The following is a 25,708-nucleotide window of genomic DNA, read 5'->3' on the forward strand; positions in this document are numbered from 1 at the left end:
ACATCCCCAACTCCTCCCGAATCGTTGGTCGAATCGGTGGCCCGAACCACGTCCACTGCCTAACATCGATCACCGCAAGGCTTTGTGCACTGATGCACAAACTCTCCCCGGGAGGCTCCTTTGCACCGCCGCCGTCGCACCGCGCTCGCCGTCTCCGCCGCACTGCTCGTCGCGGCGCCGCTCCTCTCCGCCTGCGGTAGCCAGGCCCATCCGGGCGCCGCGGCCGTTGTCGGCGGGGAACGGATCGAGGTGTCGGCGGTCCAGGCCCAGGCCGCGGACGTCCGCAGTGCCCAGGAGAGTTCGCCGCAGGCGGCTCAGCTGGTCGACAAGTCCGGCCAGCTGGGCCGGGCCAAGCTGCACGGCCTGATCTTCGGCCGGATCCTGGACCGCGCGGCCGAGGACGCCGGGGTGAGCGTCACCCGCAAGGAGATCCAGGAGACGCGGCTGGCGGCCGCCGCGGAGTCCGGCGGCGAGGCACAGCTGAAGGCGATGCGGCTCCAGCAGCGCTGGGTCGCCCCGGACCAGATCGAGGGCGACATGCGCCGTGAGGCCCAGCTGATGAAGCTGGGCGCGGCGCTCGGCGCCGAGCTCGGAACCCCCGCCGGGCAGCAGGTGGTGGGCGAGGCGCTCACCAGGGCGTCGACGGAGCTGGACATCGACGTCAACCCGCGCTTCGGCACCTGGGACGACCAGAAGCTTCAGCTCGGCGACTTCAAGGCACCCTGGATCACCCAGATCACCGAGTTCGATCCGAAGGACGCCCAGGCGGGCGCCTGAGCCGTCCGGGGGCCGGGGTAGGTTCGAGGGGTGAACGCTGAAGCCCCCGGCGACCCCGGCCGCATCGTCCTGCTCACCGCCAGCCACCGGGTGGCACCCGGGCTGCTGTCCTGGCCCGCCTGGCAGACGCTGCACGCCGCCGACCGTGTGCTCTGCGCCGACCCGGCCCACCCGCAGCTGCCGTATCTGCGCGAGGCGGGCGTCACCGTCGAGCACGCCGCCCCGACGGCCGGGGAGCTGGTCGACGACTGCGCGGGCGGCCGGAGCGTGGTGGTGCTGGTGGGCGGCGAGGGCAACCGGCCGCTCACCGACGGACTGGCCCGCCTCGGCGGTTCGGGCCGGGTGGCGATGCCGGACCTGGAGCTGCTGCCCGGTTCGTACGACCTGCCGGGCGCCCGGCTCCTGGACCTGGTCCAGGTCATGGACCGGATCAGGCGCGAGTGCCCGTGGACCTCGCAGAAGACGCACCGGGGCCTCGCCAAGTACGCCATCGAGGAGGCGTACGAACTGGTCGAGGCGATCGAGGACGGCGACCGCGACGAGCTGCGCGAGGAACTGGGGGACGTCCTGCTCCAGGTCGTCCTCCACGCGCGGATCGCCGAGGAGGACCCCGAGGAGCCGTTCGCCATCGACGATGTCGCGGCGGGTCTCGTGGAGAAGCTGATCCACCGCCATCCGCACGTCTTCGGTGACGAGACCGCGGAGACCCCCGAAGATGTCCGCGCTCACTGGTTGCGCACCAAAGCGATCGAGAAGCAGCGCGACTCGGTCACCGAAGGCGTCCCGCTCGGCCAGCCGGGTCTGGCATTGGCGGCCAAGCTCGGCAGCCGCACCCGCACCGCGGGACTCGAAGTCACCCTGCCCACCGGCGACTCCATCGGCTACGAGCTGCTGGCCCTCGCCGTGCGGGCCGAACGCGACGGCATCGACCCGGAGGCCGCCCTGCGCGCCGCCGCCCGCGCGTACCGCGACGCGATCCTGGCGGCGGAGGGCAACACCCGTTAGTACGGTGGTGCCAGAGCCGTTCGAGGTGTGGGGGACAGGGCGTGGACGACGCGGAACTGAAGCTGCTGGCCGACGGGTTGATCCGGTTGATGGCGGGCGGGGACTGGGAGCGGTTCCACCTGGCCGCTCGCGCACCGGGGAGATTCCTCGCCGGCTTCGCGGCCGAGCTCGGCGAGATCAGGGACGAGCTGCTGGACGATGACCCGGACTCGGTCACGACGGCCTGGTCCATGGTGTTCGGAGAAGTCGAGGACCTGGACAGCAGGCACCCCGCCGCCCTGGCCACGCTGGCCAGGATTCTGCGCGACTTCGCGGCGGCCCCGGACGACGCGGCACCGGTCCGCGAGGACGTCGTACGGCACTCCGCGTCGGGAGACACGCTCCACGGCTCGGCGATCCGGACCGGCACGGTCCGGAACCTGCGGTTCACCGTCGATGACGCACCGTCCGACCACCACCACCGCTCCGACTTCCGGGACGGCACGTTCACCGGCCCCGTCCAGGGCAACGGCATACAGAACAACAACTACTACGGATCCGGCCCGCACCACGCCCTGCCCGCGGTCTCCGACTGGCCGCGGCTCGACCGGGCCGACCCGGTCGCGCTCGGCGTACGACGTACCCGCAGGCTCCCCGACGAGCCGGTCCTCCCCGCCTACACGGAACGGGACTGCGACGCGGGACTGGGCGCCCTGGTCCGGAACGCGGCCCGGTCCGGCGGGCTGGTGCTGGTGACCGGCGAGCCGCTCTCGGGAAAGACCAGGACGGCCTGGGCGGCGCTGTTCGGCAACCTCTCCGGTGAGACGAGGATCTACGCGCCCTCGCCCGGAACGGACCTGCGCGGTCTGCCCGCCGTGCTGCGCGGCCGGGGCGGCGAGAACACCGTCGTCTGGCTCGACGACCTGGAGGGCCACCTCGGCGAGAAGGGCCTGACCGCGGCGGTCCTGGCCGAACTCGTGCGGGAGACCACGCCGGTGCTCGCCACGATGGGCGACGAGGTGTACGACGTACACCGCTTCGGCGCCGCCCCGAGCGCCCGGGTGCTGATCGGTGTGGAACCGGTCGAGCTGAGCTGCGAGTGGAGCCCGGCCGAACTGGCGAGGCTCGACGGGAACCTCTCCGACCACCGGCTGTCGGGCGCCCGCCACGGACGCGGCGACCGGGGCGTCACCGAGTACCTGGCCATCGGCCCGGAGCTCGCGGACCAGTGGCGTCGCGCCGGCCGCCGCGCCGGCGCCCACCCGCGCGGACACCTGCTGGTGCGCGCCGCGATCGACCTGGCCCGCTGCGGGGCCCGGGGCGAGGTGGCGCTCGATGTGCTGCGCGCGGCGCACCGGATGTACGGGCCCGATGACGTCCGGGCCGAGCAGGAGAGCTTCGAGGACGCCCTCGCCTGGGCGACCGGCATCCAGCACGGGGTGACCGGAATGCTCGTACCGGGCCGGGGCGAGAACACCTGGCGGGCGTACGGCTCCCTGGTCGCGGATGCGGAGGACCAGGCTCCGGGCTTCACCTCTCCCGTGCCCCTGGGGATGTGGCCGCTCGCGCTGGAAGCGGTACGGGGCGTCGCCCGGTTCCGGGCCGATGTCTTCGAGCGGGCCCACGCGGTGCTGGAGCGCAGGGCGGCCGGCGACCCGGACGTCCTGATGACACTCGGCCGCATCGACCGGGAGTTCGGCGACGAGGCAGCCGCGGAGCGCTGGTTCCGCGGGGCGGCGGACGCGGGCAGCGCCGAGGCGGCCGGTGCGGTGGGGAAGCTGCTCGCGGCCCGGGGCGACGGGGCGGCGGCGATTCCGTATCTGGAGATGGCGGCCCGGGCGGGCGACGTCGAGGCGCAGGGTGCGCTCGGCGCCGCCCTGGCCGAGCGTTCGCTGCACTGGCTGACGCGGGCCGCGGAGGCGGGCGACGGCGCGGCCGCGCACCGGCTGGGCGACCTGTCGGCGGGGGCCGGGGACAACCACGAGGCGCGCCGCTGGTACGTCAGGGCCGTGGAGATGGGGCACGAGGAGGCGGCGGGGAGCCTGGGCAGCCTGTTCCACGAGTGGCACGAACTGGAGGTGGCGGAGCACTGGTACCGCAGGGCCCTGGCCCACACGACCAGCGGGACCGTGTACTACCGGGCGGCGAACAACCTCGCGCTGGTCCTGCGGGAACGGGACCCCGACGACCCCGAGATCGAATCGCTCTACCGGGCGGCTGCCGAAGCGGGCGGCACCAGCGCGGCCACCAATCTCGCCAACGACCTGCGGGACCGGGGTGACACCGAGGAGGCGCGGCGCTGGTTCGAGGTGGGGCACGCGCGGGGCAGTTACTACGCCGCCGCCGCGCTGGCGGTCATGCTGTGGGACCAGGGGGAGGAGGCCGAGGCCGAGGAGTGGTTCCACAAGTCGGCCGAGGCCGGGCACCACGAGGCCGAGGACATCCTCGCCGAGCTGGCACGGAACCGTCCGAGCGCGCCGGATAACGTCGAGGGGTGAACGCCAGCCCCGCCGAGCCCCCCGCCGACGCCCCTTCCCCCGCCTCCGAGCCCGCCACTGCCGACGCCCCTTCCCCTTCCCCTGCCTCCGCGCCCGCCAGTGCCGACGCCCCTTCCCGCGCCTCCGAGCCCGAGCCCGCCGACGCCCCCGTCTGCCCGCACGCCTCCGCTGCCTCCGCCGACGCGCCCGCGCAGACCGACGCAGCTCCCGCCTCCGCCCCCGCCCCGTCCCCCGCCCCCGAACTCTTCACCTGGGAGTTCGCCACCGACCCGTACCCCGCCTACGCATGGCTCCGCGAGCAAAGCCCCGTACACCGGACGACGCTGCCCAGCGGGGTCGATGCCTGGCTCGTGACGCGGTACGCGGACGCCAAGCAGGCCCTCGCCGACTCCCGGCTCTCCAAGAACCCGGCGCACCACGCCGGGCCGGCGCACGCCAAGGGGAAGACGGGCATCCCGGGGGAGCGCAAGGCGGAGCTGATGACGCATCTGCTGAACATCGACCCGCCGGACCACACCCGGCTGCGCCGGCTCGTCTCCAAGGCGTTCACTCCGCGCCGGGTCGCGGAGTTCGCGCCGCGCGTGCAGGAGCTGACGGACCGCCTCATCGACGACTTCATCGAGGAGGGGAAAGCGGACCTCATCCATGACTTGGCCTTCCCGCTCCCCATCTACGCCATCTGCGATCTGCTGGGGGTCCCGCGCGAGGACCAGGACGACTTCCGGGACTGGGCGGGCATGATGATCCGCCACGGCGGCGGCCCGCGCGGCGGGGTCGCCCGGTCGGTCAAGAAGATGCGCGGCTATCTCGCGGAGCTGATCCACCGGAAGCGGGAGGGCCTGGGCGACGAGGGGGACGGCGACGATCTGATCTCGGGGCTGATCCGGGCCAGTGACCACGGCGAGCACCTCACCGAGAACGAGGCCGCGGCGATGGCCTTCATCCTTCTCTTCGCCGGATTCGAGACCACGGTCAACCTCATCGGCAACGGCACGTACGCCCTGCTGCGCCACCCCGAACAGCGCGCACTCCTTGAGCGTTCGCTCGACGCGGGGGAGAGCGGCCTGCTGGCCACGGGCATCGAGGAACTGCTGCGGTACGACGGACCGGTGGAGCTGGCCACCTGGCGCTACGCCACCGAGGCGCTGACGCTCGGCGGACAGCAGGTCGCCGCGGGCGACCCCGTGCTCGTCGTGCTCGCCGCGGCCGACCGGGACCCGGAACGGTTCGAGGACCCGGACCGGCTCGACCTCGCACGGAGTGACAATCAGCACCTCGGATACGGGCACGGCATCCACTACTGCCTGGGAGCACCGCTCGCCCGGCTGGAGGGACAGGCCGCTCTCGCTACGCTGCTGAAACGCCTTCCGGAGCTGCGACTTGCGGGAGAACCTGCCGATTTGCGGTGGCGTGGCGGGCTCATCATGCGGGGATTGCGCACGCTCCCCGTGGAGTTCGAGCCGGGGCGGCGACTGGGCGAAGGTGACGCTGCGTCAACTCTGTGACTTTCACGTGATCTCCGCTGCATCGACTTGTGACACACGTTCGAGTCCCGCTAGGTTCACCGTTCGACGCATCAGTCGGGCGTCGGATGACTCGTCAACCACTCAGTACCCACTCGTCAGTCGCACGGAAGGCAAATCCCATGGGCTCCGCGAACGGCAGGCACCGTCGCCCTCGCCAGGCACCCGCCATCGTCGTCGCCGCGGGCGTGACGGGATCGGCCATCGCGATTCCGCTGCTCGGCGCGACCGGCGCACACGCCGCCGACGCCTCGACCTGGGACCGGGTCGCGGAGTGCGAGAGCGGCGGCATGTGGAGTGCCGACCTCGGTAACGGCTTCTACGGCGGGCTCCAGTTCTCGCAGGACACCTGGTCGGCGTACGGCGGCACGGCGTTCGCGGCCCGGGCCGACCTCGCCAGCCGTTCGCAGCAGATCTCCGTCGCGGAGAAGGTCCTGGACGACCAGGGCCCGAAGGCGTGGCCCAGCTGTGCGGTGATCTCCGGACTCGCGGTGGACGGTGCCCTGCCGGGCGTCGACCCGGGCGGCACGCCGTCCGCCGATCCGTCGGACACGGCGACCCCGTCGGCCGACGGCAGTGCGGACGGTGATAAGGGGGACGCGGCGGGCGAAGCGGACGCGGGCGACGCGCCCGGCGAGGCCGCCGACCCCTCGACCACCCCTTCCACCCCGGACGGGACCCCTTCCCCGACGAAGCCCAAGGGTTCCGCGAAGCCCGAGGACTCCTCGGCACCCGAGGACTCCGCGGCGCCTGACGCCTCGAAGGACACGGACCGCAACGGCGGCAAGCACCGGGGCACACCCGCTCCCGAGGGGAGCCGGGCGGCGGACGGTGACGACGGGCGCGAGTCCGGCCGGCACGCGTCCCGCGGCGACGGCGAGGCTCGCGACGGCGGGGCGGAGCGGGCCGGCAGCGACTACACCGTCCGGCCGGGCGACAGTCTCTGGGCGATTGCTGACGCACAGAAACTCTCCGGCGGATGGGCCGCGCTGTACGAGGCCAACAAGGACGCACTCGGCTCGGACCCGGACCTGATCCTGCCCGGCCAGAACCTGGATCTGGACCTCGGCAAGCGCCCCGAGGACGCCGCGGTCAACTGATCGCGTAGGGGAAAACACCCCGAAAACCGGGGTAGTTCAGGGGCCTATGTCCACTTATGCGTAAGTGAGACATGGGTCTCTTTGCTTCAACTGGCGTGTCTCGTCCGCCGGATCCGTCCACATTGCCCCCGACCTGCGAAAACGTCTCTTCGGTGAGGGCAAGTAAGGGGCGATTGACCGGTATGTCCATCTTTGAATGTGGGGGTTGCCTGTGTTTACGGTCGGAACCGCTCGCACCGCGGGCCCCGTCGATCGTCACGCCGAATCCTGCCGTCGGTCGAAGGGAACAGACGCGTAAAGCGCCGTAGGCAGGAGCGGGGGACCCAGGTAAGCGCCGGGCCCGGTCGTCTCGTCCCGTACGAGAGTGATCAGGACCGGCTTGGGGTGAAGTCGCGTGCTAGGACGTGCGACCGGGCAACTCACTTGGCCCGAACCCGACAGCTCACCTCGTAGGCGTCGGTGAGGGGAAGTTCCATGCTGCTTCACAGCAAGGGTAAGCACCGCCGCCCGTCCAAGGTCGTCCGTGTCGCCACGCTCGCCGGTGTCGCCGGTGCCGCCGTCGCCGTCCCGCTGATGGGTGCGACCGGCGCCTCCGCCGCCTCCGTCTCCACGTGGGACGCCGTCGCCCAGTGCGAGTCCGGTGGCAACTGGTCCATCAACACCGGCAACGGCTACTACGGCGGTCTGCAGTTCTCGCAGTCCAGCTGGGCCGCCGCCGGCGGTACGCAGTACGCCGCCCGTGCCGACCTGGCCTCCAAGTCCCAGCAGATCGCCACCGCCGAGAAGCTTCTCGACATGCAGGGCCCCGGCGCCTGGGCCTGTGCCGGTGCCGGCAACCTGAGCAACGACGGTGTGGACCCGGGCGTCGACACCGGCTCCGGCCAGAGCGAGGCCAAGCAGCAGCAGGCCCAGCCGCAGCAGCAGGCTCAGCCGAAGCAGCAGGAGCGCAAGGCCGAGCAGCCCGCCTCGCGCAGCGAGCAGCGCACCGCCCCGAAGGCCGGGACCCCGAAGACCGTCACGACCCCGACCGGCCAGAAGGTCGCCAAGGGTGACGGCGAGTACAAGGTGAAGTCCGGCGACACCCTGAGCAAGATCGCTCACAAGGAAGGCGTCAAGGGCGGCTGGCAGAAGGTGTTCAAGCTCAACGGCGACATCGTCAAGGACGCCGACCTGATCTTCCCGGGTCAGCAGCTCCACCTGAAGTAGTCCGGCACACGGCTTCTCCTCCCCCGAGGCGGATGTCCGGCGGCATCCTCCTCGGCCGGTTCCCCGGCCCGGCGCACTCTCCCCCGTGCGCGCCGGGCCGGGGTTCTTGCGCGGTGGCCCGCGCCGCAATCGTTCAACCCTTGTAGTTACCGGTCAGTAAATTTCTGGACCTTCGTCCTGTATTGCACGGCCTTGGGTCCTTTTTCGTCCCAGGAGACGGGCGGTCGGCCGCCCGATCGGGCCGGGCCGGTTAGGCTCATGTCGCAAGGCCGTAGTGACCCTGCACCACCAGCGTCATATCCCAGAAGGAGATGCCTCGTGCCGTCCATCGACGTCGTCGTAGCCAGGGAAATCCTCGACTCCCGGGGAAACCCCACGGTCGAGGTCGAGGTTGGCCTCGACGACGGCAGCACGGGACGTGCTGCTGTTCCGTCCGGCGCCTCCACCGGTGCGTTCGAGGCCATTGAGCTTCGCGACGGAGACCCCAACCGCTACCAGGGCAAGGGCGTCGAGAAGGCGGTCCTCGCCGTCATCGAGCAGATCGGCCCGGAGCTCGTCGGTTATGACGCCACCGAGCAGCGCCTCATCGACCAGGCGATGTTCGACCTGGACGCCACCGAGAACAAGGCGTCGCTCGGCGCCAACGCCATCCTCGGCGTCTCGCTGGCCGTCGCCCACGCCGCGTCCGAGGCGTCCGACCTGCCGCTCTTCCGCTACCTCGGCGGCCCGAACGCGCACCTGCTGCCCGTTCCGATGATGAACATCCTGAACGGCGGCTCGCACGCCGACTCCAACGTGGACATCCAGGAGTTCATGATCGCCCCGATCGGCGCGGAGTCCTTCTCCGAGGCCCTGCGCTGGGGCGCGGAGATCTACCACACGCTGAAGAAGGTCCTGAAGACCAAGGGCCTGTCCACCGGACTCGGCGACGAGGGCGGCTTCGCCCCGAACCTGGAGTCCAACCGCGCCGCCCTGGACCTCATCGTCGAGGCCATCAAGGAGGCCGGTTACGTCCCCGGCCGCGACATCGGGCTCGCGCTCGACGTCGCCGCGTCGGAGTTCTACAAGGACGGCTCGTACGAGTTCGAGGGCAAGTCCCGCTCGGCCGCCGAGATGACCGAGTACTACGAGGAGCTCGTCTCCGCGTACCCGCTGGTCTCCATCGAGGACCCGCTGTACGAGGACGACTGGGCCGGCTGGAAGGTCATCACCGACAAGCTCGGCGCCAAGGTGCAGATCGTCGGCGACGACCTCTTCGTCACCAACCCGGAGCGCCTGGCCCGCGGCATCGAGGAGGGCTCCGCGAACGCCCTGCTCGTCAAGGTCAACCAGATCGGTTCGCTGACCGAGACCCTGGACGCCGTCGAGCTGGCCCAGCGCAACGGCTTCAAGTGCATGATGTCGCACCGTTCCGGTGAGACCGAGGACGTCACCATCGCCGACCTCGCCGTCGCCGTGAACTGCGGTCAGATCAAGACCGGCGCCCCGGCCCGCTCGGACCGTGTCGCCAAGTACAACCAGCTGCTGCGCATCGAGGAGATCCTCGACGACGCCGCGGTGTACGCGGGCCGCTCGGCGTTCCCGCGCTTCAAGGGCTGATACCCCGGCACCCGGGGGCCGGTCACCGGCCCTTCGGGGGTTCCAGGCACCAGCCTCCGTCCGTCCCCGCACTCGGTCCCGTACCGTGTGCGGGGACGGACGTGCGTAATGGGGAGGCGGGAGACATGGCCGGGAAGAACCGCGACCGGTTCTCCACCGCGACCAGGCTGCGACTGCTCGGTGAGCAGACCGCGGCCCGCGTCTACCGGTCCCAGAACCGCCGCCAGGCGCACCGCTCCCGGCTCACCGGCCGGGCCGCGTTCCTGGCCCTGATCGTCTGCTCCCTGGTGGTCGCGCTCGCGTACCCCATGCGGCAGTACGTCTCCCAGCGCGACGAGATCGCCGATCAGGAGCGGCTGTCCCAGGAGGCGGGCCGGCGGACCGAGGAACTGCGCGACGAGAAGGCGCGGCTCCAGGACGACGCGTACATCAGGCGACTGGCCCGGGAGCACCTCCACTACGTACTCCCCGGGGAGACCGGCTACACGGTGGCCGATCCCGACGCGGCCGAGGACCGCCGCGGAGAGCCGGGCGCGGCGGACCGCCCCTGGCATTCGAACCTCTGGGACGGCGTGGACACCGCCGACCGCGACTGACCCGTTTCCGGGCCGCGGTTTTCGAGCGGAGGCTTCGAGCGGCACCCTTGAGCAGCACCTTCCGAGCATCATTTTTCGAGCAGCACCTTTCGAGCAAACGTCGAGCAGAACCTAGGCAGGCATGGAAACGCCCCCTCCGCAGACCGAGTCCACCACGCCCACCGACGCGGACATCGCCGCGTTCGAGCAGCAGCTCGGCCGCCCGCCGCGCGGGCTGCGGGCCATCGCGCACCGTTGCCCGTGCGGCAACCCGGACGTGGTCGAGACGCAGCCCCGTCTGGAGGACGGCACGCCGTTCCCGACGACGTACTACCTGACCTGTCCGCGTGCGGCGTCGGCGATCGGGACGCTGGAGGCCAATGGGGTCATGAAGGAGATGACCGAGCGGCTCCAGTCCGACCCCGAGCTGGCAGCGGCCTACCGCGGGGCGCACGAGGACTACCTCGCCCGCCGTGACGCCATCGAGGTCCTGGAGGGCTTCCCGAGCGCGGGCGGCATGCCGGACCGGGTGAAGTGCCTGCACGTCCTGGTCGGTCACTCCCTGGCCGCGGGCCCCGGAGTGAACCCGCTCGGCGACGAGGCGATCGCGATGCTGCCCGAGTGGTGGGCGAAGGGCCCGTGCGTCACGCCGTGCGAGGCGTCCTCCGACGCGCCGACCGGCGAGGGGGCGGGCCGGTGACCCGGGTCGCCGCCATCGACTGCGGGACCAACTCCATCCGGCTGCTCGTCGCCGACGCGGACCCCGCCACCGGCGAGATCGTCGAGCTCGACCGGCGGATGCAGATCGTCCGGCTCGGCCAGGGCGTCGACCGGACCGGCCGGCTCGCCCCCGAGGCGCTGGAGCGCACCTTCGCCGCCTGCCGTGAGTACGCGGCGGTGATCAAGGAGCTCGGCGCCGAACGCGTCCGCTTCGTCGCCACGTCCGCCTCGCGCGACGCCGAGAACAGCGACGAGTTCGTCCGCGGCGTCCTGGACATCCTGGGCGTCGAGCCGGAGGTGATCAGCGGCGACCAGGAGGCCGAGCTCTCCTTCCTCGGCGCCACCAAGGAACTGGCCGGCGGCGACCACCTCGCCAAGCCCTACCTCGTGGTCGACATCGGCGGCGGCTCCACCGAGTTCGTCGTCGGCGACGACGAGGTCCGTGCCGCCCGTTCCGTGGACATCGGCTGTGTACGGATGACGGAGCGCCATCTCGTACGCGACGGAGTCGTCGTCGACCCGCCCACCCTCGGCGCGGTCACCGCGATCCGTGCGGACATCGACGCCGCGCTGGACCTCGCGCAGGAGACCGTCCCGATCGGTGAGGCCGCCACCCTCGTCGGCCTGGCCGGCACGGTCACCACGGTGGCCGCGATCGCGCTGGGGCTCACGGAGTACGACCCGGCGGCCATCCACCACTCCCGGATCTCCTTCGAGCAGGTCCAGGAGATCACCGGACGCCTGCTCTCCTCGACGCACGAGGAGCGTGCGGCGATCCCCGCGATGCACCCCGGCCGGGTCGACGTGATCACCTCCGGAGCGCTCGTCCTGCTCGCCGTGATGAAGCGGACCGGGGCTCAGGAGGTCGTCGTCAGCGAACACGACATCCTGGACGGCATCGCCTGGTCGGCGGCGTCGCACGCCGGCTGACGCAGAGGGTGCGCGGCCCGCGCTCACCGGCAGCTCAAACGCACCGTCGCCTGCCCCTTTGAGCCGTCGACGGGCCCCGTGGGCGGTCCGGAGGGCCCCTTCGGGGGCGCGCCGCGACGAAGTTCGTGAACTTCTTCACAAGGAATTCGGCCCCGTTGGGCGCAGTTCGGCACCCAAGGGGCCGTGCGGGTCGCGCGGCGGGGCTCGCGGAGGGGTCGGGGGCGCGTTCCGGGCGTGTTGCGCGCGGATGAATCAGGGGGGTGGTTTGCCCGGCATCAAGGGCCAAGGGCCAGCTCACAAGCGGTGAACAACGTTCGCCACCGCCTGGTGGTTCCCCCGCGACATCATGACCTGGGTCACGTGGGCGGCGAAGTGTAGCAGAGGTGGCCCGATACCTTGTGAAGGGGCTCACGAGCACCCCCTCGGAGGGGGGTGGATACTCGATGGCATGAGCACCACGGAGCGTCCCAGGATCCTCGTTGTAGGCGGTGGGTACGTAGGCCTGTACGCAGCTCGACGCATTCTCAAGAAGATGCGCTACGGAGAGGCGACCGTCACGGTCGTCGACCCGCGCTCGTACATGACGTACCAGCCCTTCCTTCCCGAAGCTGCTGCCGGCAGCATCTCGCCTCGGCATGTCGTCGTCCCACTGCGACGCGTGCTGCCCAAGGCCGAGGTCCTCACCGGCCGAGTCACGACCATTGACCAGGACCGCAAGGTCGCCACGGTCGCGCCGCTCGTCGGCGAGGCCTACGAGCTGCCCTTCGACTACCTCGTCATCGCGATGGGCGCGGTCTCGCGCACCTTCCCGATCCCCGGCCTCGCCGAGCAGGGCATCGGCATGAAGGGCATCGAGGAGTCCATCGGCCTGCGCAACCACGTCCTGGAGCAGCTGGACAAGGCCGACTCGACGACCGATGACGAGGTCCGCCGCAGGGCGCTCACGTTCGTCTTCGTGGGTGGCGGTTTCGCCGGCGCGGAGACCATCGGCGAGGTCGAGGACATGGCCCGCGACGCGTCGAAGTACTACACGAACGTGAAGCGCGAGGACATGCGCTTCATCCTCGTCGACGCCGCCGACAAGATCCTTCCCGAGGTCGGCCCGAAGCTGGGCGCCTACGGCAAGGAGCACCTTGAGGGCCGCGGCGTGGAGATCTACCTCTCCACCTCCATGGACTCCTGCGTCGACGGTCACGTCGTGCTGAAGAACGGCCTTGAGGTCGACTCCAACACCATCGTGTGGACCGCCGGTGTGAAGCCGAACCCGGCGCTCGCCCGCTTCGGTCTGCCGCTCGGCCCGCGTGGCCATGTGGACACCTCCGAGAAGCTCCAGGTGCAGGGCACCGACTACATCTGGGCCGCGGGCGACAACGCCCAGGTTCCGGACCTGGTCGGCCGCAAGGCCGGCAACCCGAACGCCTGGTGCCCGCCCAACGCCCAGCACGCGCTGCGTCAGGCCAAGGTCCTCGGCGACAACGTCATCTCCGGTATGCGGGGCTTCCCGCAGAAGGAGTACAGCCACGCCAACAAGGGTGCGGTCGCCGGTCTCGGCCTGCACAAGGGCGTCGCGATGATCGTCATGGGCAAGGTGAAGATCACGCTCAAGGGCCGTCTCGCCTGGTACATGCACCGCGGCTACCACGGCATGGCGATGCCGACCTGGAACCGTAAGATCCGGATCTTCGCCGACTGGACGCTGGCGATGTTCCTGAAGCGCGAGGTCGTCTCGCTCGGCGCCATGGAGACGCCGCGCGAGGAGTTCTACGAGGCCGCCAAGCCGGCTCCGGCTCCGGCCGCCGCGACCCAGGACGCCAAGGGCGAGAAGGCCAAGGCTTCCTAGCTCCGCCGGTTCCGGCCCGCCGGAACCTCCTGTACGACGCCCGAAGGGGCCGTCCGCCATCCGTGGTGCGGACGGCCCCTTCGGCGTATCCGCGCGCCCCCGGCGTACGGGGTGCGTTCTGTGGCGCCGTGCGCTCCCCGGCGCGACCGCGCGCTCCCGGCCCGTTGTGCTCCCGGGGCGCGCCCGTGCGCCCCGGCCCCGTGTGCCGGCGGCCGTGCGGTTCTCGGTGGCGGTGGCCCGGAACCCCGGTGATACATGCCGGATACATGCGCTTTGCCGATCCATTGCCATGTAGCGGGATGGCATGGGGTCCGGAGACAGTTGACGCAGGTGTCCCGTCGTGGCGCCGAGGTGTCGTGGCGGGGTTATGGGCATGGTTATGCGAATTTTGGCATATTTGGGAAACACCATCACGGAGGTGTGCGCCATGGCAGACGCCGCATCGCGGCTGACCGCTCTCGCCGAAGAGTTGCTGGGAAAGCCCCTACCGGTCCGCATCCGGGCCTGGGACGGCAGCGAATCCGGACCGCCGGGCGCCCCCGCCCTCGTGATCCGCCACCGCCGCGCCCTGCGCCGCCTGCTCTGGAAGCCGGGCGAACTGGGCCTGGCCCGTGCCTGGGTGGCCGGAGAGATCGATGTCGAAGGCAATCTGTACGAGGCCCTGGACCACCTCGCCGGGCTCCTCTGGGAACGCGGGGCCGACGCGAAGGACTCCGTACACCCGCTTCGCGACCCCGGCGTCAGGGCCTTCGCGCGCGGTCTCGTCGAACTGGCCGGACCCTGGCCCCCGCCGGCCCCGCCCGCCGAGGAGGTCCGCCGCCGCGCCGGCGCCATGCACACCAAGCGGCGCGACAAGAAGGCCATCAGCCACCACTACGACGTGGGCAACGACTTCTACGAACTGGTCCTCGGCCCCTCCATGGTCTACTCCTGCGCCTACTGGGAGGACGGCGGAAGCCTGGAGGACGCCCAGCGCGACAAGCTCGACCTGGTCTGCCGCAAGCTCGCGCTGAAGGAGGGCGACCGGCTTCTCGACGTCGGCTGCGGCTGGGGCTCCATGGCCATCCACGCGGCCCGTGAGTACGGTGCCCGGGTCACCGGAGTGACCCTCTCCATCGAACAGGCCGCCTTCGCCAGGAAGCGCATCGCGGAGGAGGGTCTGACCGACCGGATCGAGATCCGGGTCCAGGACTACCGGGACGTCAGGGACGGCCCGTACGACGCCATCTCGTCGATCGGGATGGCCGAACACGTCGGCTCGGTCCGCTACCGCGAATACGCCGACGACCTCTACGCGCTCCTCAAGCCCGGCGGCCGGCTCCTCAACCACCAGATCGCCCGCCGCCCGGAGAAGGACGAGGACGCCTACCGCATCGACGAGTTCATCGACGCGTACGTCTTCCCCGACGGCGAACTCGCCCCGGTGGGCCGGACCGTGGGCACCCTCGAAGAGGCCGGGTTCGAGGTCCGCGACGTCGAGGCCATCCGTGAGCACTACGCGCTCACCCTGCGCCGCTGGGTGGCCAACCTGGAGCAGCACTGGCAGCGGGCGGTACGGGCCACCTCGCCCGGCCGGGCGAGGGTCTGGCGGCTGTACATGGCCGCCTCCGCGCTCTCCTTCGAGCACAACAAGATCGGGGTCAACCAGATCCTCGTGGTGCGCCCGACGGAGGGCGGCGGCGCCCGTATGCCGTTGCGCGCCCGCGCCTGGACGGCTTCGGCGACCGGCTGAGGCCCGCGTACGGGACGGGGAGAAGAGGGAGGGGCCGGTGACCGCGTACGGCGGTCACCGGCCCCTCCCCTTCCCCCTCGGGGCGCGTGCTATTCGGTCTTGATCGCCGTCAGCATGTTCAGCTTCGCGGCGCTGCGGGCCGGCCACAGCGAGGCCAGCACGCCCACCAGTCCGGCGAGCACGAGGAAGAGCGCGAGGCGGTCCCACGGGATGACCAGGGCGTAGTCCGGGATCTCGGCGGCCAGGGTCTGGCCGATCGCCCAGCCCAGGAACGTACCGAGCACGACACCGATCACCGCGCCGAAGACCGAGATGACCACGGCCTCCAGGCGGATCATGCGCTTGACCCGGCGCTTGTCGAGGCCGATCGCCCGCAGCATGCCGATCTCCTGCTGACGCTCGAACACCGACATCGCCAGGGTGTTGATGACACCCAGCACCGCGATGATCAGGGCCATCGCCAGCAGTCCGTACATGATGTTCAGCGCGATGTTGACCATGCCGCCGAACATGTCCCGGATGTCAGCCTGGTCCTTGATGCTCATCGCCGGGTTGTCACCCAGCGCGTCCACCACGGACTTCTCGTTGGCCGCGGAGGCGCCGCCGTCCATCTTGAGCCAGATCTCGCGGATGTCCGCCTGCGGGGTGTGCGCGTTGACGATGTCCTTCGGCAGCAGGAAGGGCGACAGGAAGTCGTTCTCCTCGTAGAGGGCGCCGATCTTCAGCTTCCCCTTCTTCTCGTCCTCGAACTTCACCGGGAGGGTGTCGCCGGTCTTCCAGCCGTTCGACTTCGCGGTCTTGCTGCCGACCGCGATCTCGCCGTCGTTCAGCGATCCCAGCGAGCCGGAGACCGTCTCCAGCGAGAAGACCTTCTCCACATCGCCGGGGGTCACTCCGGAGGCCGAGTGATAGTCCTCGCCGACCCACAGGGCGGAGGACTGCTGCGGGGAGATCGCGGAGACCCCGTCGGCCTTCTCCAGGGCGCTGAGCGCCGACTGGTCCAGCAGGCCACCGCTGGCCATCGAGACCATGTAGTCGGCCTTGATGTTGTCCGTCGTCATCCGGTCGACCGCCTGGCCGAGGGTGACACCGAGCACCGAGATCCCGGTGACGAGGGTCAGCCCGATCGCCAGCGCGGAGGCCGTGGCTCCGGTACGCCGCGGGTTACGGACCGCGTTCTGCGCGGCCAGCTTGCCGGAGACGCCGAACAGCTTCATCAGCAGCGGCCGCACCAGGGCGATCACCGGCCGCGACAGCAGCGGGATGAGCACGATGACGGCGATCAGGGCGAAGAAGGCACCGGCCGCGACGGTGTAGCGGCCGTTCGTGCCGGCCGCCGAGGCGCCCGCGACGATGGCCGCCGCGCCGATCAGGCCGAGGAATCCGCCGATCGAGTTCCGTACGACCAGGGACTTGGTGGTGGCCACCGCGTGCACACTGCTCATCGCCGCCACCGGCGCGATCTTCGCGGCGCGACGGGCGGGCAGCCAGGCGGCGAGCACGGTGATCACAATGCCGACGGTGAAGGCCGCGGCGACCGCGGTGGGGGAGACGACCAGCGGGCCGGCCGGGATCTTCCCGCCGAGCAGGCTCATCGCGGAGCGCAGACCGATGGCGAGGCCGAGACCGAGCACGAAGCCGATCACCGAGGCGATCGCGCCGACCACGGCCGCTTCGAGCAGGACGGAACGCTTCACCTGGCTGCGGGAGGCGCCGACGGCCCGCATCAGGGCCAGTTCCTTGGTGCGCTGGGCCACCAGCATGGTGAAGGTGTTGGCGATCAGGAAGATACCGACGAAGAGGGCGATGCCCGCGAAGGCGAGCAGCATCCCGTTGAGGGCCCCGAGGCCGCTCTCGATCTGCTCGGCCTGCTCGTCGGCGAGTGCGGCGCCGGTCTGGGCGGAGGCGTCCTTGGGCAGCAGCGGTTCCACGGCGGACAGCAGCTTCTGGTCCGATGTGCCGGCCGCGGCGCTCACGGTGACGTCCTGGAAGACGCCGGGCTTGAGGTAGAGCTTCTGCGCGACCGCGGTGTCGAACAGGACCAGACTGCCGCCCGCGTTGACCGCGCCGTCCTCGGTGGTGAAGACACCGGCGAGGGTGTACTCCTTCACCGGCCCGTTGGTGGCGACCCGCACCGGGTCTCCGACGCGGTACTTGCCCTTGCTCGCGGTGTCCTTGTCCAGCGCGATGGTGCCGGCCTTCACCGGGCCGGTGCCCTCGGTGAAGGTGTACGCGGTGTCCTTGCCGTCCTTGCCGGGGGCGAAGTTGCCGCCGGTGTTGGACCAGCCGTTGCCGATGAGCTTGCCGTCGGGGTCGGCGACCCCGGCGAAGCCGGAGACCCGGCCGGTGGCGCTCGCCACGCCGTCCAGGGCCTGGATCTTCTCCAGGGTGGCGTCGTCGATGCCTTGGGACTTCTCGTCACGCTGGTCGGCGTAGGTGGTGATGGCGACGGCGACGTTGTCGTAGCTCTTGGCCGACTGGTTGCGGAAGGCGTTGCCGAGGGTGTCGGTGAAGACCAGGGTGCCGGAGACGAAGGCTACGCCGAGCATGACGGCGAGCACGGTCATCAGCAGCCTGGCCTTGTGCGCGAGCACATTGCGCAGGGCGGTACGGAACATGTCTGTAGTCCTGGGATGGGTTCCGGAAGGGGGACGGGGGCGGCAGCCGGTTACGTCAGCTGGTGCGGCCCTTCGCGTCGAACGCCTTCATCCGGTCGAGGACCCCGTCCGCGGTGGGGTGCATCATCTGGTCGACGATCGCGCCGTCCGCGAGGAAGATCACGCGGTCCGAGTAGGAGGCGGCCACCGGGTCGTGGGTCACCATCACCACGGTCTGGCCGAGCTCGCGCACCGAGTTGCGCAGGAAGCCGAGGACCTCGGCGCCGGAGCGGGAGTCCAGGTTTCCGGTGGGCTCGTCACCGAAGATGATGTCGGGCCGCGAGGCCAGGGCGCGGGCCACCGCGACGCGCTGCTGCTGGCCGCCGGACAGCTCGGTCGGCCGGTGCTTCAGGCGCTCGGAGAGGCCGATCATGTCGATGACCTTCTGGAGCCACGCGGCGTCGGGCTTACGGCCCGCGATGTCCATCGGCAGGGTGATGTTCTCCAGCGCGGTCAGCGTCGGCAGCAGGTTGAACGCCTGGAAGATGAAGCCGATCTTGTCCCGGCGCAACTGCGTGAGCTGCTTGTCCTTGAGGGAACCCAGCTCGGTGTCACCGATGCGGACGGAGCCGCTGCTGAAGCTGTCGAGACCGGCCACGCAGTGCATCAGCGTGGACTTGCCGGAGCCCGAGGGGCCCATGATCGCGGTGAACTCGCCCTGCGGGAAGTCCACGGTGACCCGGTCCAGGGCGACCACCTGGGTCTCACCGTGGCCGTAGACCTTCGACAGCTCCGTGGCGCGGGCAGCCACCGCGGTGGCGCGGTGAACGGTGGAGGTGGTGGTCACAGGGACGCTCCTGATTCGGGTGATGCGGGGTTCCTACGGGGACACCTCCATCGTCACGGCCATATCGCCGCCGGACGTCAGCCCCCGTGCCCGTTCCTGTGGCCCTCTTGAGTCGCATCGACGGGGTGGGGACGTCCTCCTGGGGTATGACACCGACCCTGAGCCCGGCCCATGGGCCGGGCTCAGGGTCGGTGCGGGGGAGCGGCAGGGCCGGGCGAGGGAGCGGGCCGGGGCGGCCGTCGGTCCCGAGGGGTGGCGCGGCCCTGGCGGAGCATGGCGCGCCCCTGGCGCATTGGGCCGTCCGAGTGCGGCGACTTTCCGTCATTCCCGGGCGGCGGACTTCCTGCCCGACATCCCGTGCGGGCGTGTGGTCAGCCCGCCCAGGATGTGCTGACGACCCCTCAAACGGTCAATAAAATAAGACAACATCGAGCCACTGTTCCGCTGATCGGGGGACGTGCCCGGATAGGGTCATGTGCCAAAGCGGAGCCGCGCGCCACGCCCGGATGGTGGAACGCAGACACGGCGAGCTTAAACCTCGCTGCCCCTCGGGGGCGTGCCGGTTCGAGTCCGGCTCCGGGCACCACACCTCTCACAGGGTGTGACCAGGCGTAACGGCCCGAATTCGTGTCCCACGTGTGTCGGCGTGGGAACACCTTGGGAACACGCCGCTAATTTCAGGTCATGGCATCAGTGCACCCCCGCGTGAACAAGCTCGGCGAGATCACGAGCTACCAGGTGAAGTGGCGGCTCGGCGGCGGCCGGGGCGGCGACTCGCAGAGCGAGCGCTTCGATGACGAGGTCTCCGCCGAGGTCTTCAAGGCCGCCGTTGACGAGCACGGCCAGCAGTGGCCGCCGGGCTGGGTCAAGGGCGTGGGCTACATCGCGGCGGACGCCGCCGACGAGTCGCGGTTCGTCTTCGAGGCGTACGCCCTGCTGTCGGTCGAGAACCGGACGGGAGTCGAGGACTACTACCGCGACGCGATCGAGAAGGAGCTGCGGACGTACATCCTGCCGACCTTCGGCAACTGCGACATCCGCAGCACGGAGCACTTCTCCAAGGCCACGGTCTCGGCCTGGGTCAACAAGATGTCGAAGACCAAGGTGTGGCGGGGGTCGGTCCACAAGGAGATGTCGCCGAAGACATTGAAGAACCTCCATGGCCTCCTCTCGTCGGTCCTCCGCGAGGCCACCATGGAGGAGCCTCCCTTGCGCCTGCGGAACCCGTGCGACTTGACCCGGCTGCCTCGCACCGATGATGAGGGGATCTCCGAAGACGGCGACGACGAGGACATGTGCTTCCTCACGCCGGACGAGGTGCAGGGGATCGCGAAAGAGTTCGAATCCGAGCGGGGGCGGCGGTTTGTGCGCCGGAAATTTGCGACGGGGTGCCGGTGGGGGGAGCTCACCGCGGTCGCGAAGCGGCAGGTCTACCGGGATCCGAAGGACGGCAAGCCGAAGCTGCGGATCTCGCGGGCATGGAAGCGGAAGAAGGGCGGCGGCTACTACCTGGGCAAGCCCAAGTCGAAGCGGTCGCGCAGGACGATGCGGCTCGACGAGATCACCTACGCCGAGTGGTTGGAGGACGGCCTGGAGGAACTGGAGCCGGGCGACTTGGTCCACCACAACGGGCAAGGTGAGCGGCTGCCCTACAGCACCTTCTACGACCAGTGGGAGGTGGCCGTGCGGAAGGCGAAGGAGGCCGGCACCGTGGACCCGGACAAGAGCCCGACGATCCACGACCTTCGCCACTCCCTGGCGGCGCTTCTGCTGTCGGAAGGGCGCAGCCTGACGTACGTCCAGCGGCGGCTGGGCCACGAGAGCATCAAAACGACCAGCGACAAGTACGGGCACCTGCTCCCCGTGGCCGACGACGACGCGATGGACACGATTGAGAGGGGCCTCGGAGGGCCGGGCCCCTCGGTGGCGGCTCTGGACGACGACGAGGTGCCGTACGAGCTGTCTGAGCGGGCTGCGGCGAAGGGGGCCCGGCGGGTGTACGTCGTCCACCTGGGGGCGCACAAGGAGGGCTTCTGGGACCTCGACGACGCGCGAGCTCTTGCCGGGCAGTGGTACGTCGAGAAGGGCGACGAGGCGCTGGTCGAGGTCTGGACGTCGACGTGGTGGACGCGCTCGGCGCACGGCGGTCGGGGCGGCGGGCTGGAGCTGGTTCGGTACCGGGTTCCGGAGCGGCTGCGCGTGTGGCAGATCGGGCCGGCCTACTACTCAGTGGACGGGACCGAGCGCGTGGAGCGGCCGGAGGACCACGAGCCGCGTGCAGCTTGGACGTGGGAGTGGGAGTCGACCTTCACGGACGAGCAGGCCGTGCCGAACGCCGAGTGGGGGCGGAACGGGGAGACGGAGGCGAGGGCCTCCGGGTTGTCCCGCGAGGCAGTCGTGGCGGCCTATGCTGCCGCCCGGTCCGACGCTCTGCGGGTGTGCGGGCACCACCCGCGGGCTCCTCGGCCGGGAGAGCCTGCTCCAGACCTGTCGAAGATCTGACCGAGAGGTGAGGGGGTGCAAGGGGGTTCGCTGGAGCGGGCCCGAGCGTGTGGCGGCCGGTGTTAGGCCGGGCCGCCCAGGCTGTCGACCGGGCGGTCGTGCTGGGAAGGCTCGGCGGCCACCGCGGATCGCCTGCGCAGCCGGATAGGCAGGGGGATCTTCGGCTCCACCACGGTGTCGGGCGACACTCGGAGGGCTGAATAGGGCACAGGCCCTGCTGACCGGAGGGTGTCCACGCTCCGTCGGAATCGGTTTGCCCTGTCCTGCATGGCTTGGATGACGACCAGGTTGTAGTCGGCCGCGAGCTCGTCGTAGCTGGCTTTGAGCCTGTCGTTCTTCTCGCGTTCTTCGGCGAGGGACCTAAGGGCTTCGGTCAGGCGGGCTGCGCTACTTCGTAGCTGACGCCCGTCTGACTCTGCCGTGCGGTTGATGCGCTGTTCTCGCGCATCCAATTTCGCCGCGCGCAACCTGCATTCGTCACGGAACTTGTCGCGCTCGTCGGCGAGTTCCTGAAAGAGCTTGCGGCTCTTGTGGTCATAGGAAGTCGTCCATCGGCGCATTGCTGCGAGGACGATGGTGGTGACGCACAGCAGGGGCGCGAGGCGCGTGAACGCCTGGATGATGACGGCCTTCGAGCCGTCGGTCGGGATGGCGTCCGTTGATAAGGCGAAGGTGATCCCGACCGCTACGCCGCAGAGCGACGCGATCGTGGTCTTACCCGGCATTCGGCCCCCAGAAAGTTGCTATGCACCCCCGGATGCCGCGGCTCGGTCAGCCTGCTGCTGAAGGCCGATTGCCTGCCGGATGTTCGAAATGAGCATGCTGCGAATCATGGGGTCAGTGATTCCCCACCGGTCCGCCGCCGCTTCGGGAGAAAGCGAAAGTGACTGATTGGTTGCTGAGCGTACATCCGAATTGCCTTGATTGCGGCTGTTGTTGGGGGAAAGTACCCCTCCCTCGATGAGTAGATCGGTCACATCGCCGTCCACCGCAGCGGCGATGCTCTCGAATTGATCTGGTCTTGGCAGGGTCTCGCCAGTGAGCATCCGGCCGACCGCAGACGGCGACATGCCGATCCGCTGGGCGAGCGCCGCGCGGCCCCCGCCTCTGGCCGAGAGGTCGTAGCCGGCCTGTATGGCGAGCTTGGTGACCAGGGCGCCGAAACGGGCCGAGATGATCTCCGGCCCGCCATCTGAAGGACTGTCCATACTCCGCATACCTGGAGGCTAGCGCGCACGCATGCAAGCTGAGGCTGCTTGCATGCGTGCAAGTCCGCAGGTGGCGCGGCGTGGCGACGCGCCCTGAGGCTCATTGCTGGTCAGTGGAGTGGTGCGCCGGAGCTTCCTTGCGGAAAAAACACCCCCGACACTCACCCCCTCTAACTTGCATGCATGCAAGCAACATGCCTAGAGTTGCACGCATGCAAGCAAGTAGGACTTGCGTGCATGCAAGATGAGGAGGTGAACTCTGTGTCCAGACTCCGACTCAACGTCGAAATGGTGCGGCAGAAGGCCGAAGAAGCCGGTGACGTCACCCTCGACGCCATCGCCCAGCGAGCGGGTCTCGACGAGTCGACGATGTCCCGGCTCCTCGCGGGGCGGACCACGCCACAGACGGCCTCGCTGGTAGCGCTCAAGACCGCGTACGAGATCAGCCTCGACGTCCTCTTGATCGTCGAGCCGGTCGAGCCGCAGAGGGTTCCGGCGTGAGGCGCGCTCACTGCCGTTGCGAGACGGTGCGGAACTTCGGCTACGCCGAGGCAGCCGAGCGGCTCGGCTGCAAGGTGAGGTTCCTCCGCGACCGCATCAGCCGTCTACCGCATCAGCGCCTGGGGGAGTCCGTCGCGTTCTGCGAATGCGAACTGGACCTCATCAGGGCGATGCACACCGTCGTACCGGCCTCCGTCGAGGCCCTGTTCGACCAGCCCGCGCCGAGCGCGGCGTCCCCCGTCGTCCCGGACCTGCGCTCCATCCGCCCCTCGAAGGGCCGGAAGACCGCGCGGGTCTCGTGACGACGAACGGGACCGACCGGACCATGCCGGGTCCGAACGGCCCCGCCCATCAGGCAGTACCTCAACCACGAATCGAGGTCCACCTTGAATACCCAGCCTAGCTTCGCCCGCACCCCCGCAGGAGGTGCGCAGTGATCAGCACGCTGATCCTCGCCGCCATGGTCGTAGCGGCCTCGCTGCTCCCCGTCTCGATCATCGTGCACCGCCACGCCCTTTCCGAGGCCCAGCCCCACGATGCGGCCGCCAGCCCTCAGCAGGCCCACACGCTGCGGGACTGCGGCATGTGCGCCCAGCTGCGTCACCCCGCCCACCGTCAGACCCGCATGGCCCTGGCCGCGATGCTCCCCGGCCCCCGGCGGTCTGCCGCGACCGGCTTCGGGCACGAGAACGGCGGCTGCTGATGCGGACCCACGTGAGGCTCGACCACGCGGACGCTGCGCAGGCTGCCCGCACGCTGCCCGGCGTCTGGACCTTCGCCGGCGTCTACTCGATCCGCGCGAGTGCCGCCAACGCGGTGAAGCGCGTCTCCCGCGCCCTGCGGATGCCGTCGTACGCCCCGGCAGGAGCGTACGAGGCGTATGCCGCCGGGCACGAGGACGGAACGGCCCTGTGGGTGCGGTACCTGGTCGGCGTGACCGACCCGGAGCCGCGCCCGAGGTCGATGACGTACCGGGTGATCAACCGGGGGACCAGCCGCTCGTACGAAGGGCTGCACATCGAGACGGTCACCGTCGCCGCCGAGTGCCCCCGATGCGGAGGCCCGCGCGGTGCCGCGATCCGTCATCGCTTCTGCGAGGACGGCGAGTGGTACGTCTGCGATCGCTGGACCAACCCGTGCGACAACGTGGACGAGTACCACGCCGTCCTTGCCGAGCACAGCGCGCGACAGCAGGCCATCAGGGATGCCGAGATCCGTACCGCGTACCGCATCCGGAACTTCGAGGCGCGCGAGCTTGACCGTGACGCCCGACCGGTCCGGGACGTGGCGCTGCCCCGCATCGCCGCCAGCTCGGACCCTGTCGGCTTCGAAGCCGCCATGGTTCGCAGCGCAGCCGCGCTCGGACGCGGAAAGGACCTGGCCACGGCGGCATGGACCGCGGTGGACCCGGTGCGCACGGCCGCCGAGATCGAAACGTTGGCGGCACGCCGTCGCCTCGCCCTGCTCTCTCCTCGGAAGGATGCGAAGTGACGACGACGATCGAGCCCAGCCTGTTCGAGGTTCCCGGTCAGGCCGAGGCCGCCCCCTTGGCGGACGCGCCGACCGCGCGGCTGCTGCTCCCTGCCGACGCCTCCCGCGAGGAGTGGCTGGCGGTTCGGCGCTCCGGTATCGGAGGCTCCGACGTCGCCGGAATCCTCGGGCTGGGCGGGAAGTACACGGGCCCCAGGCACGTCTTCGAGGAGAAGCACGGCCGCCCGACGTTCACCGACAGCGAGCCCGCCGAGATCGGCCGGGAAATCGAAGACTTCATCGCTCACATGTTCACAAAGCGGTCCGGGGTCACCACTGCGGAGGCCCCTGGGACGCTCGTGCACCTCGACCGGCCGTGGATGCGGGTCAACGTCGACCGCTACACGTACGCGCAGCCTGGCCCGGCCTCCGGGCTCCTGGAGTGCAAGAACCGCAGCGAGTACCAGGCGGACCAGTGGGAGGACGGGGCCGTTCCCGATGCCCCCGCGATCCAGTGCCACTGGGGCATGGCCGTCGGCGGGTGGGGCCACGGGTACGTGGCCGCGCTGGTCGGAGGCAACAAGCTCCGGTGGGTCCGCTTGGAGCGCGACGAGGAAATGATCGAGTACCTCGTCGATTACTGCGGGAAGTGGTTCCAGCGCCACGTCGTCGAGGGGGTCGAGCCCCCGGCTGATGGCCTTGAGGCGACGTCGAGCCTCCTGGCCAAGCTGTGGTCGGTCAAGGCCGAGACCATCGCGCAGATCGACGTGGCGAAGGCCAAGGAGCTGCGCGCGAAGTACGCCGAGGTCAAGGCGCGGGCCAAGGCCGTCGACGACGAGCTGCGGCTCGTCGAGAACGAGATGAAGCTCCTCACGGCCGAGAACGAGATCGCGCAGGCGGGCGGCAAGCCGGCGTGGACGTGGAAGGGGAACGGCACCTTCGCCAGCAAGCAGTTCGCCAAGGCACACCCCGCCCTGGTCGAGAAGTACACGCGGATGGTGGCCGCCCTCGACACGGACCGGCTCAAGGCCGAACAGCCCGATCTCTACGCGCAGTTTCGCGCCCGCCGTCTCCTCGTCCCCGCGAAGGGAATCTGACC

Annotated in this window: 22 protein-coding genes, 1 tRNA gene and 1 riboswitch; of the genes, 19 read left to right on the forward strand and 4 right to left on the reverse strand. The window is 70.1% G+C overall.

The features are described from left to right. The first annotated feature begins 120 nt into the window (after positions 1-120). The 12 genes from A6A29_RS33525 to A6A29_RS33580 all read left to right on the forward strand — a co-directional run bounded on the left by A6A29_RS33525 (position 121) and on the right by A6A29_RS33580 (position 15,484). On the forward strand, positions 121-777 hold the full coding sequence (locus tag A6A29_RS33525; protein ID WP_073726042.1) for a SurA N-terminal domain-containing protein: 657 nt from the start codon (positions 121-123) through the stop codon (positions 775-777). 30 nt (positions 778-807) lie between these two features. Then, positions 808-1,782: a nucleoside triphosphate pyrophosphohydrolase gene (locus tag A6A29_RS33530; RefSeq protein WP_073726044.1), complete on the forward strand. Its 975-nt coding sequence runs from the start codon at positions 808-810 to the stop codon at positions 1,780-1,782. A gap of 41 nt (positions 1,783-1,823) precedes the next feature. Next, positions 1,824-4,259: a tetratricopeptide repeat protein gene (locus A6A29_RS33535; RefSeq protein ID WP_073726046.1), complete on the forward strand. Its 2,436-nt coding sequence runs from the start codon at positions 1,824-1,826 to the stop codon at positions 4,257-4,259. Next, positions 4,256-5,764: a cytochrome P450 family protein gene (locus A6A29_RS33540; RefSeq protein ID WP_241838752.1), complete on the forward strand. Its 1,509-nt coding sequence runs from the start codon at positions 4,256-4,258 to the stop codon at positions 5,762-5,764. Before A6A29_RS33535 ends, A6A29_RS33540 begins: the two co-directional genes overlap by 4 nt. A 140-nt stretch (positions 5,765-5,904) precedes the next feature. Beyond that, positions 5,905-6,882, forward strand: a complete 978-nt coding sequence (locus A6A29_RS33545) for a LysM peptidoglycan-binding domain-containing protein (protein WP_073726048.1) — start codon at positions 5,905-5,907, stop codon at positions 6,880-6,882. Positions 6,883-7,172: 290 nt separating this feature from the next. After that, positions 7,173-7,353, forward strand: a riboswitch (cyclic di-AMP (ydaO/yuaA leader). 3 nt (positions 7,354-7,356) lie between these two features. Next, on the forward strand, positions 7,357-8,088 hold the full coding sequence (locus A6A29_RS33550) for a LysM peptidoglycan-binding domain-containing protein (protein ID WP_073726050.1): 732 nt from the start codon (positions 7,357-7,359) through the stop codon (positions 8,086-8,088). A gap of 258 nt (positions 8,089-8,346) precedes the next feature. Beyond that, entirely contained in the window at positions 8,347-9,687 is a 1,341-nt protein-coding gene (gene eno / locus A6A29_RS33555; RefSeq protein ID WP_073726052.1) for a phosphopyruvate hydratase, read from the forward strand. Between the two features lie 125 nt (positions 9,688-9,812). After that, on the forward strand, positions 9,813-10,283 hold the full coding sequence (locus A6A29_RS33560) for an FtsB family cell division protein (protein WP_073726054.1): 471 nt from the start codon (positions 9,813-9,815) through the stop codon (positions 10,281-10,283). A gap of 121 nt (positions 10,284-10,404) precedes the next feature. Continuing rightward, on the forward strand, positions 10,405-10,962 hold the full coding sequence (locus A6A29_RS33565; protein WP_073726056.1) for a DUF501 domain-containing protein: 558 nt from the start codon (positions 10,405-10,407) through the stop codon (positions 10,960-10,962). After that, complete coding sequence (locus A6A29_RS33570; RefSeq protein ID WP_073726058.1) at positions 10,959-11,912, forward strand: Ppx/GppA phosphatase family protein; 954 nt, start codon at positions 10,959-10,961, stop codon at positions 11,910-11,912. Before A6A29_RS33565 ends, A6A29_RS33570 begins: the two co-directional genes overlap by 4 nt. Before the next feature lie 448 nt (positions 11,913-12,360). Beyond that, a complete protein-coding gene (locus tag A6A29_RS33575; RefSeq protein WP_073726060.1) occupies positions 12,361-13,752 on the forward strand; it encodes an NAD(P)/FAD-dependent oxidoreductase in 1,392 nt (463 codons plus the stop codon). A gap of 427 nt (positions 13,753-14,179) precedes the next feature. Further along, positions 14,180-15,484 (forward strand): SAM-dependent methyltransferase, encoded by a 1,305-nt coding sequence (locus A6A29_RS33580; protein ID WP_073726062.1) that lies wholly within the window; start codon positions 14,180-14,182, stop codon positions 15,482-15,484. An 89-nt stretch (positions 15,485-15,573) separates the two neighbouring features. On the opposite strand, the gene A6A29_RS33585 is transcribed toward A6A29_RS33580, so the two are convergent. Both A6A29_RS33585 and A6A29_RS33590 read right to left on the reverse strand, forming a co-directional pair. Then, a complete protein-coding gene (locus tag A6A29_RS33585) occupies positions 15,574-18,102 on the reverse strand; it encodes an ABC transporter permease (protein WP_073726064.1) in 2,529 nt (842 codons plus the stop codon). Between the two features lie 55 nt (positions 18,103-18,157). Then, positions 18,158-18,928, reverse strand: a complete 771-nt coding sequence (locus A6A29_RS33590) for an ABC transporter ATP-binding protein (RefSeq protein WP_073726066.1) — start codon at positions 18,926-18,928, stop codon at positions 18,158-18,160. A 500-nt stretch (positions 18,929-19,428) separates the two neighbouring features. Here A6A29_RS33590 and A6A29_RS33595 point away from each other — a divergent pair. Together A6A29_RS33595 and A6A29_RS33600 are read left to right on the forward strand one after the other, a co-directional pair. Beyond that, positions 19,429-19,514: transfer RNA gene (locus A6A29_RS33595), tRNA-Leu, on the forward strand. A gap of 98 nt (positions 19,515-19,612) precedes the next feature. Continuing rightward, entirely contained in the window at positions 19,613-21,430 is a 1,818-nt protein-coding gene (locus tag A6A29_RS33600) for a tyrosine-type recombinase/integrase (protein WP_073726068.1), read from the forward strand. 62 nt (positions 21,431-21,492) lie between these two features. Here the strand turns inward: A6A29_RS33600 and A6A29_RS33605 are convergent, their stop codons facing one another. After that, on the reverse strand, positions 21,493-22,155 hold the full coding sequence (locus tag A6A29_RS33605; protein WP_073726070.1) for a DUF4200 domain-containing protein: 663 nt from the start codon (positions 22,153-22,155) through the stop codon (positions 21,493-21,495). 18 nt (positions 22,156-22,173) lie between these two features. Beyond that, a complete protein-coding gene (locus A6A29_RS33610) occupies positions 22,174-22,638 on the reverse strand; it encodes a helix-turn-helix domain-containing protein (RefSeq protein ID WP_079183135.1) in 465 nt (154 codons plus the stop codon). 261 nt (positions 22,639-22,899) lie between these two features. Here A6A29_RS33610 and A6A29_RS33615 point away from each other — a divergent pair, with 261 nt between their 5' ends. The 5 genes from A6A29_RS33615 (at position 22,900) to A6A29_RS33635 (ending at position 25,706) form a co-directional block, all read left to right on the forward strand. Continuing rightward, positions 22,900-23,139 carry a helix-turn-helix domain-containing protein gene (locus A6A29_RS33615; protein WP_079183136.1) on the forward strand — a complete coding sequence of 80 codons (240 nt, stop codon included), beginning with the start codon at positions 22,900-22,902 and terminating at the stop codon, positions 23,137-23,139. Further along, on the forward strand, positions 23,136-23,441 hold the full coding sequence (locus A6A29_RS33620) for a hypothetical protein (RefSeq protein WP_073726076.1): 306 nt from the start codon (positions 23,136-23,138) through the stop codon (positions 23,439-23,441). Before A6A29_RS33615 ends, A6A29_RS33620 begins: the two co-directional genes overlap by 4 nt. A gap of 131 nt (positions 23,442-23,572) precedes the next feature. Beyond that, the gene (locus tag A6A29_RS33625) at positions 23,573-23,842 is read left to right on the forward strand and encodes a hypothetical protein (protein ID WP_073726078.1); all 270 of its coding nucleotides are present in this window, start codon (positions 23,573-23,575) and stop codon (positions 23,840-23,842) included. Then, a complete protein-coding gene (locus tag A6A29_RS33630; protein ID WP_073726080.1) occupies positions 23,842-24,630 on the forward strand; it encodes a hypothetical protein in 789 nt (262 codons plus the stop codon). The genes A6A29_RS33625 and A6A29_RS33630 overlap by 1 nt, the downstream gene beginning before the upstream one ends. Then, on the forward strand, positions 24,627-25,706 hold the full coding sequence (locus A6A29_RS33635; protein WP_241838753.1) for a YqaJ viral recombinase family nuclease: 1,080 nt from the start codon (positions 24,627-24,629) through the stop codon (positions 25,704-25,706). Before A6A29_RS33630 ends, A6A29_RS33635 begins: the two co-directional genes overlap by 4 nt. Positions 25,707-25,708 lie beyond the last annotated feature (2 nt).

It is taken from the genome of Streptomyces sp. TSRI0281 (assembly GCF_001905125.1).
GTDB lineage: Bacteria > Actinomycetota > Actinomycetes > Streptomycetales > Streptomycetaceae > Streptomyces.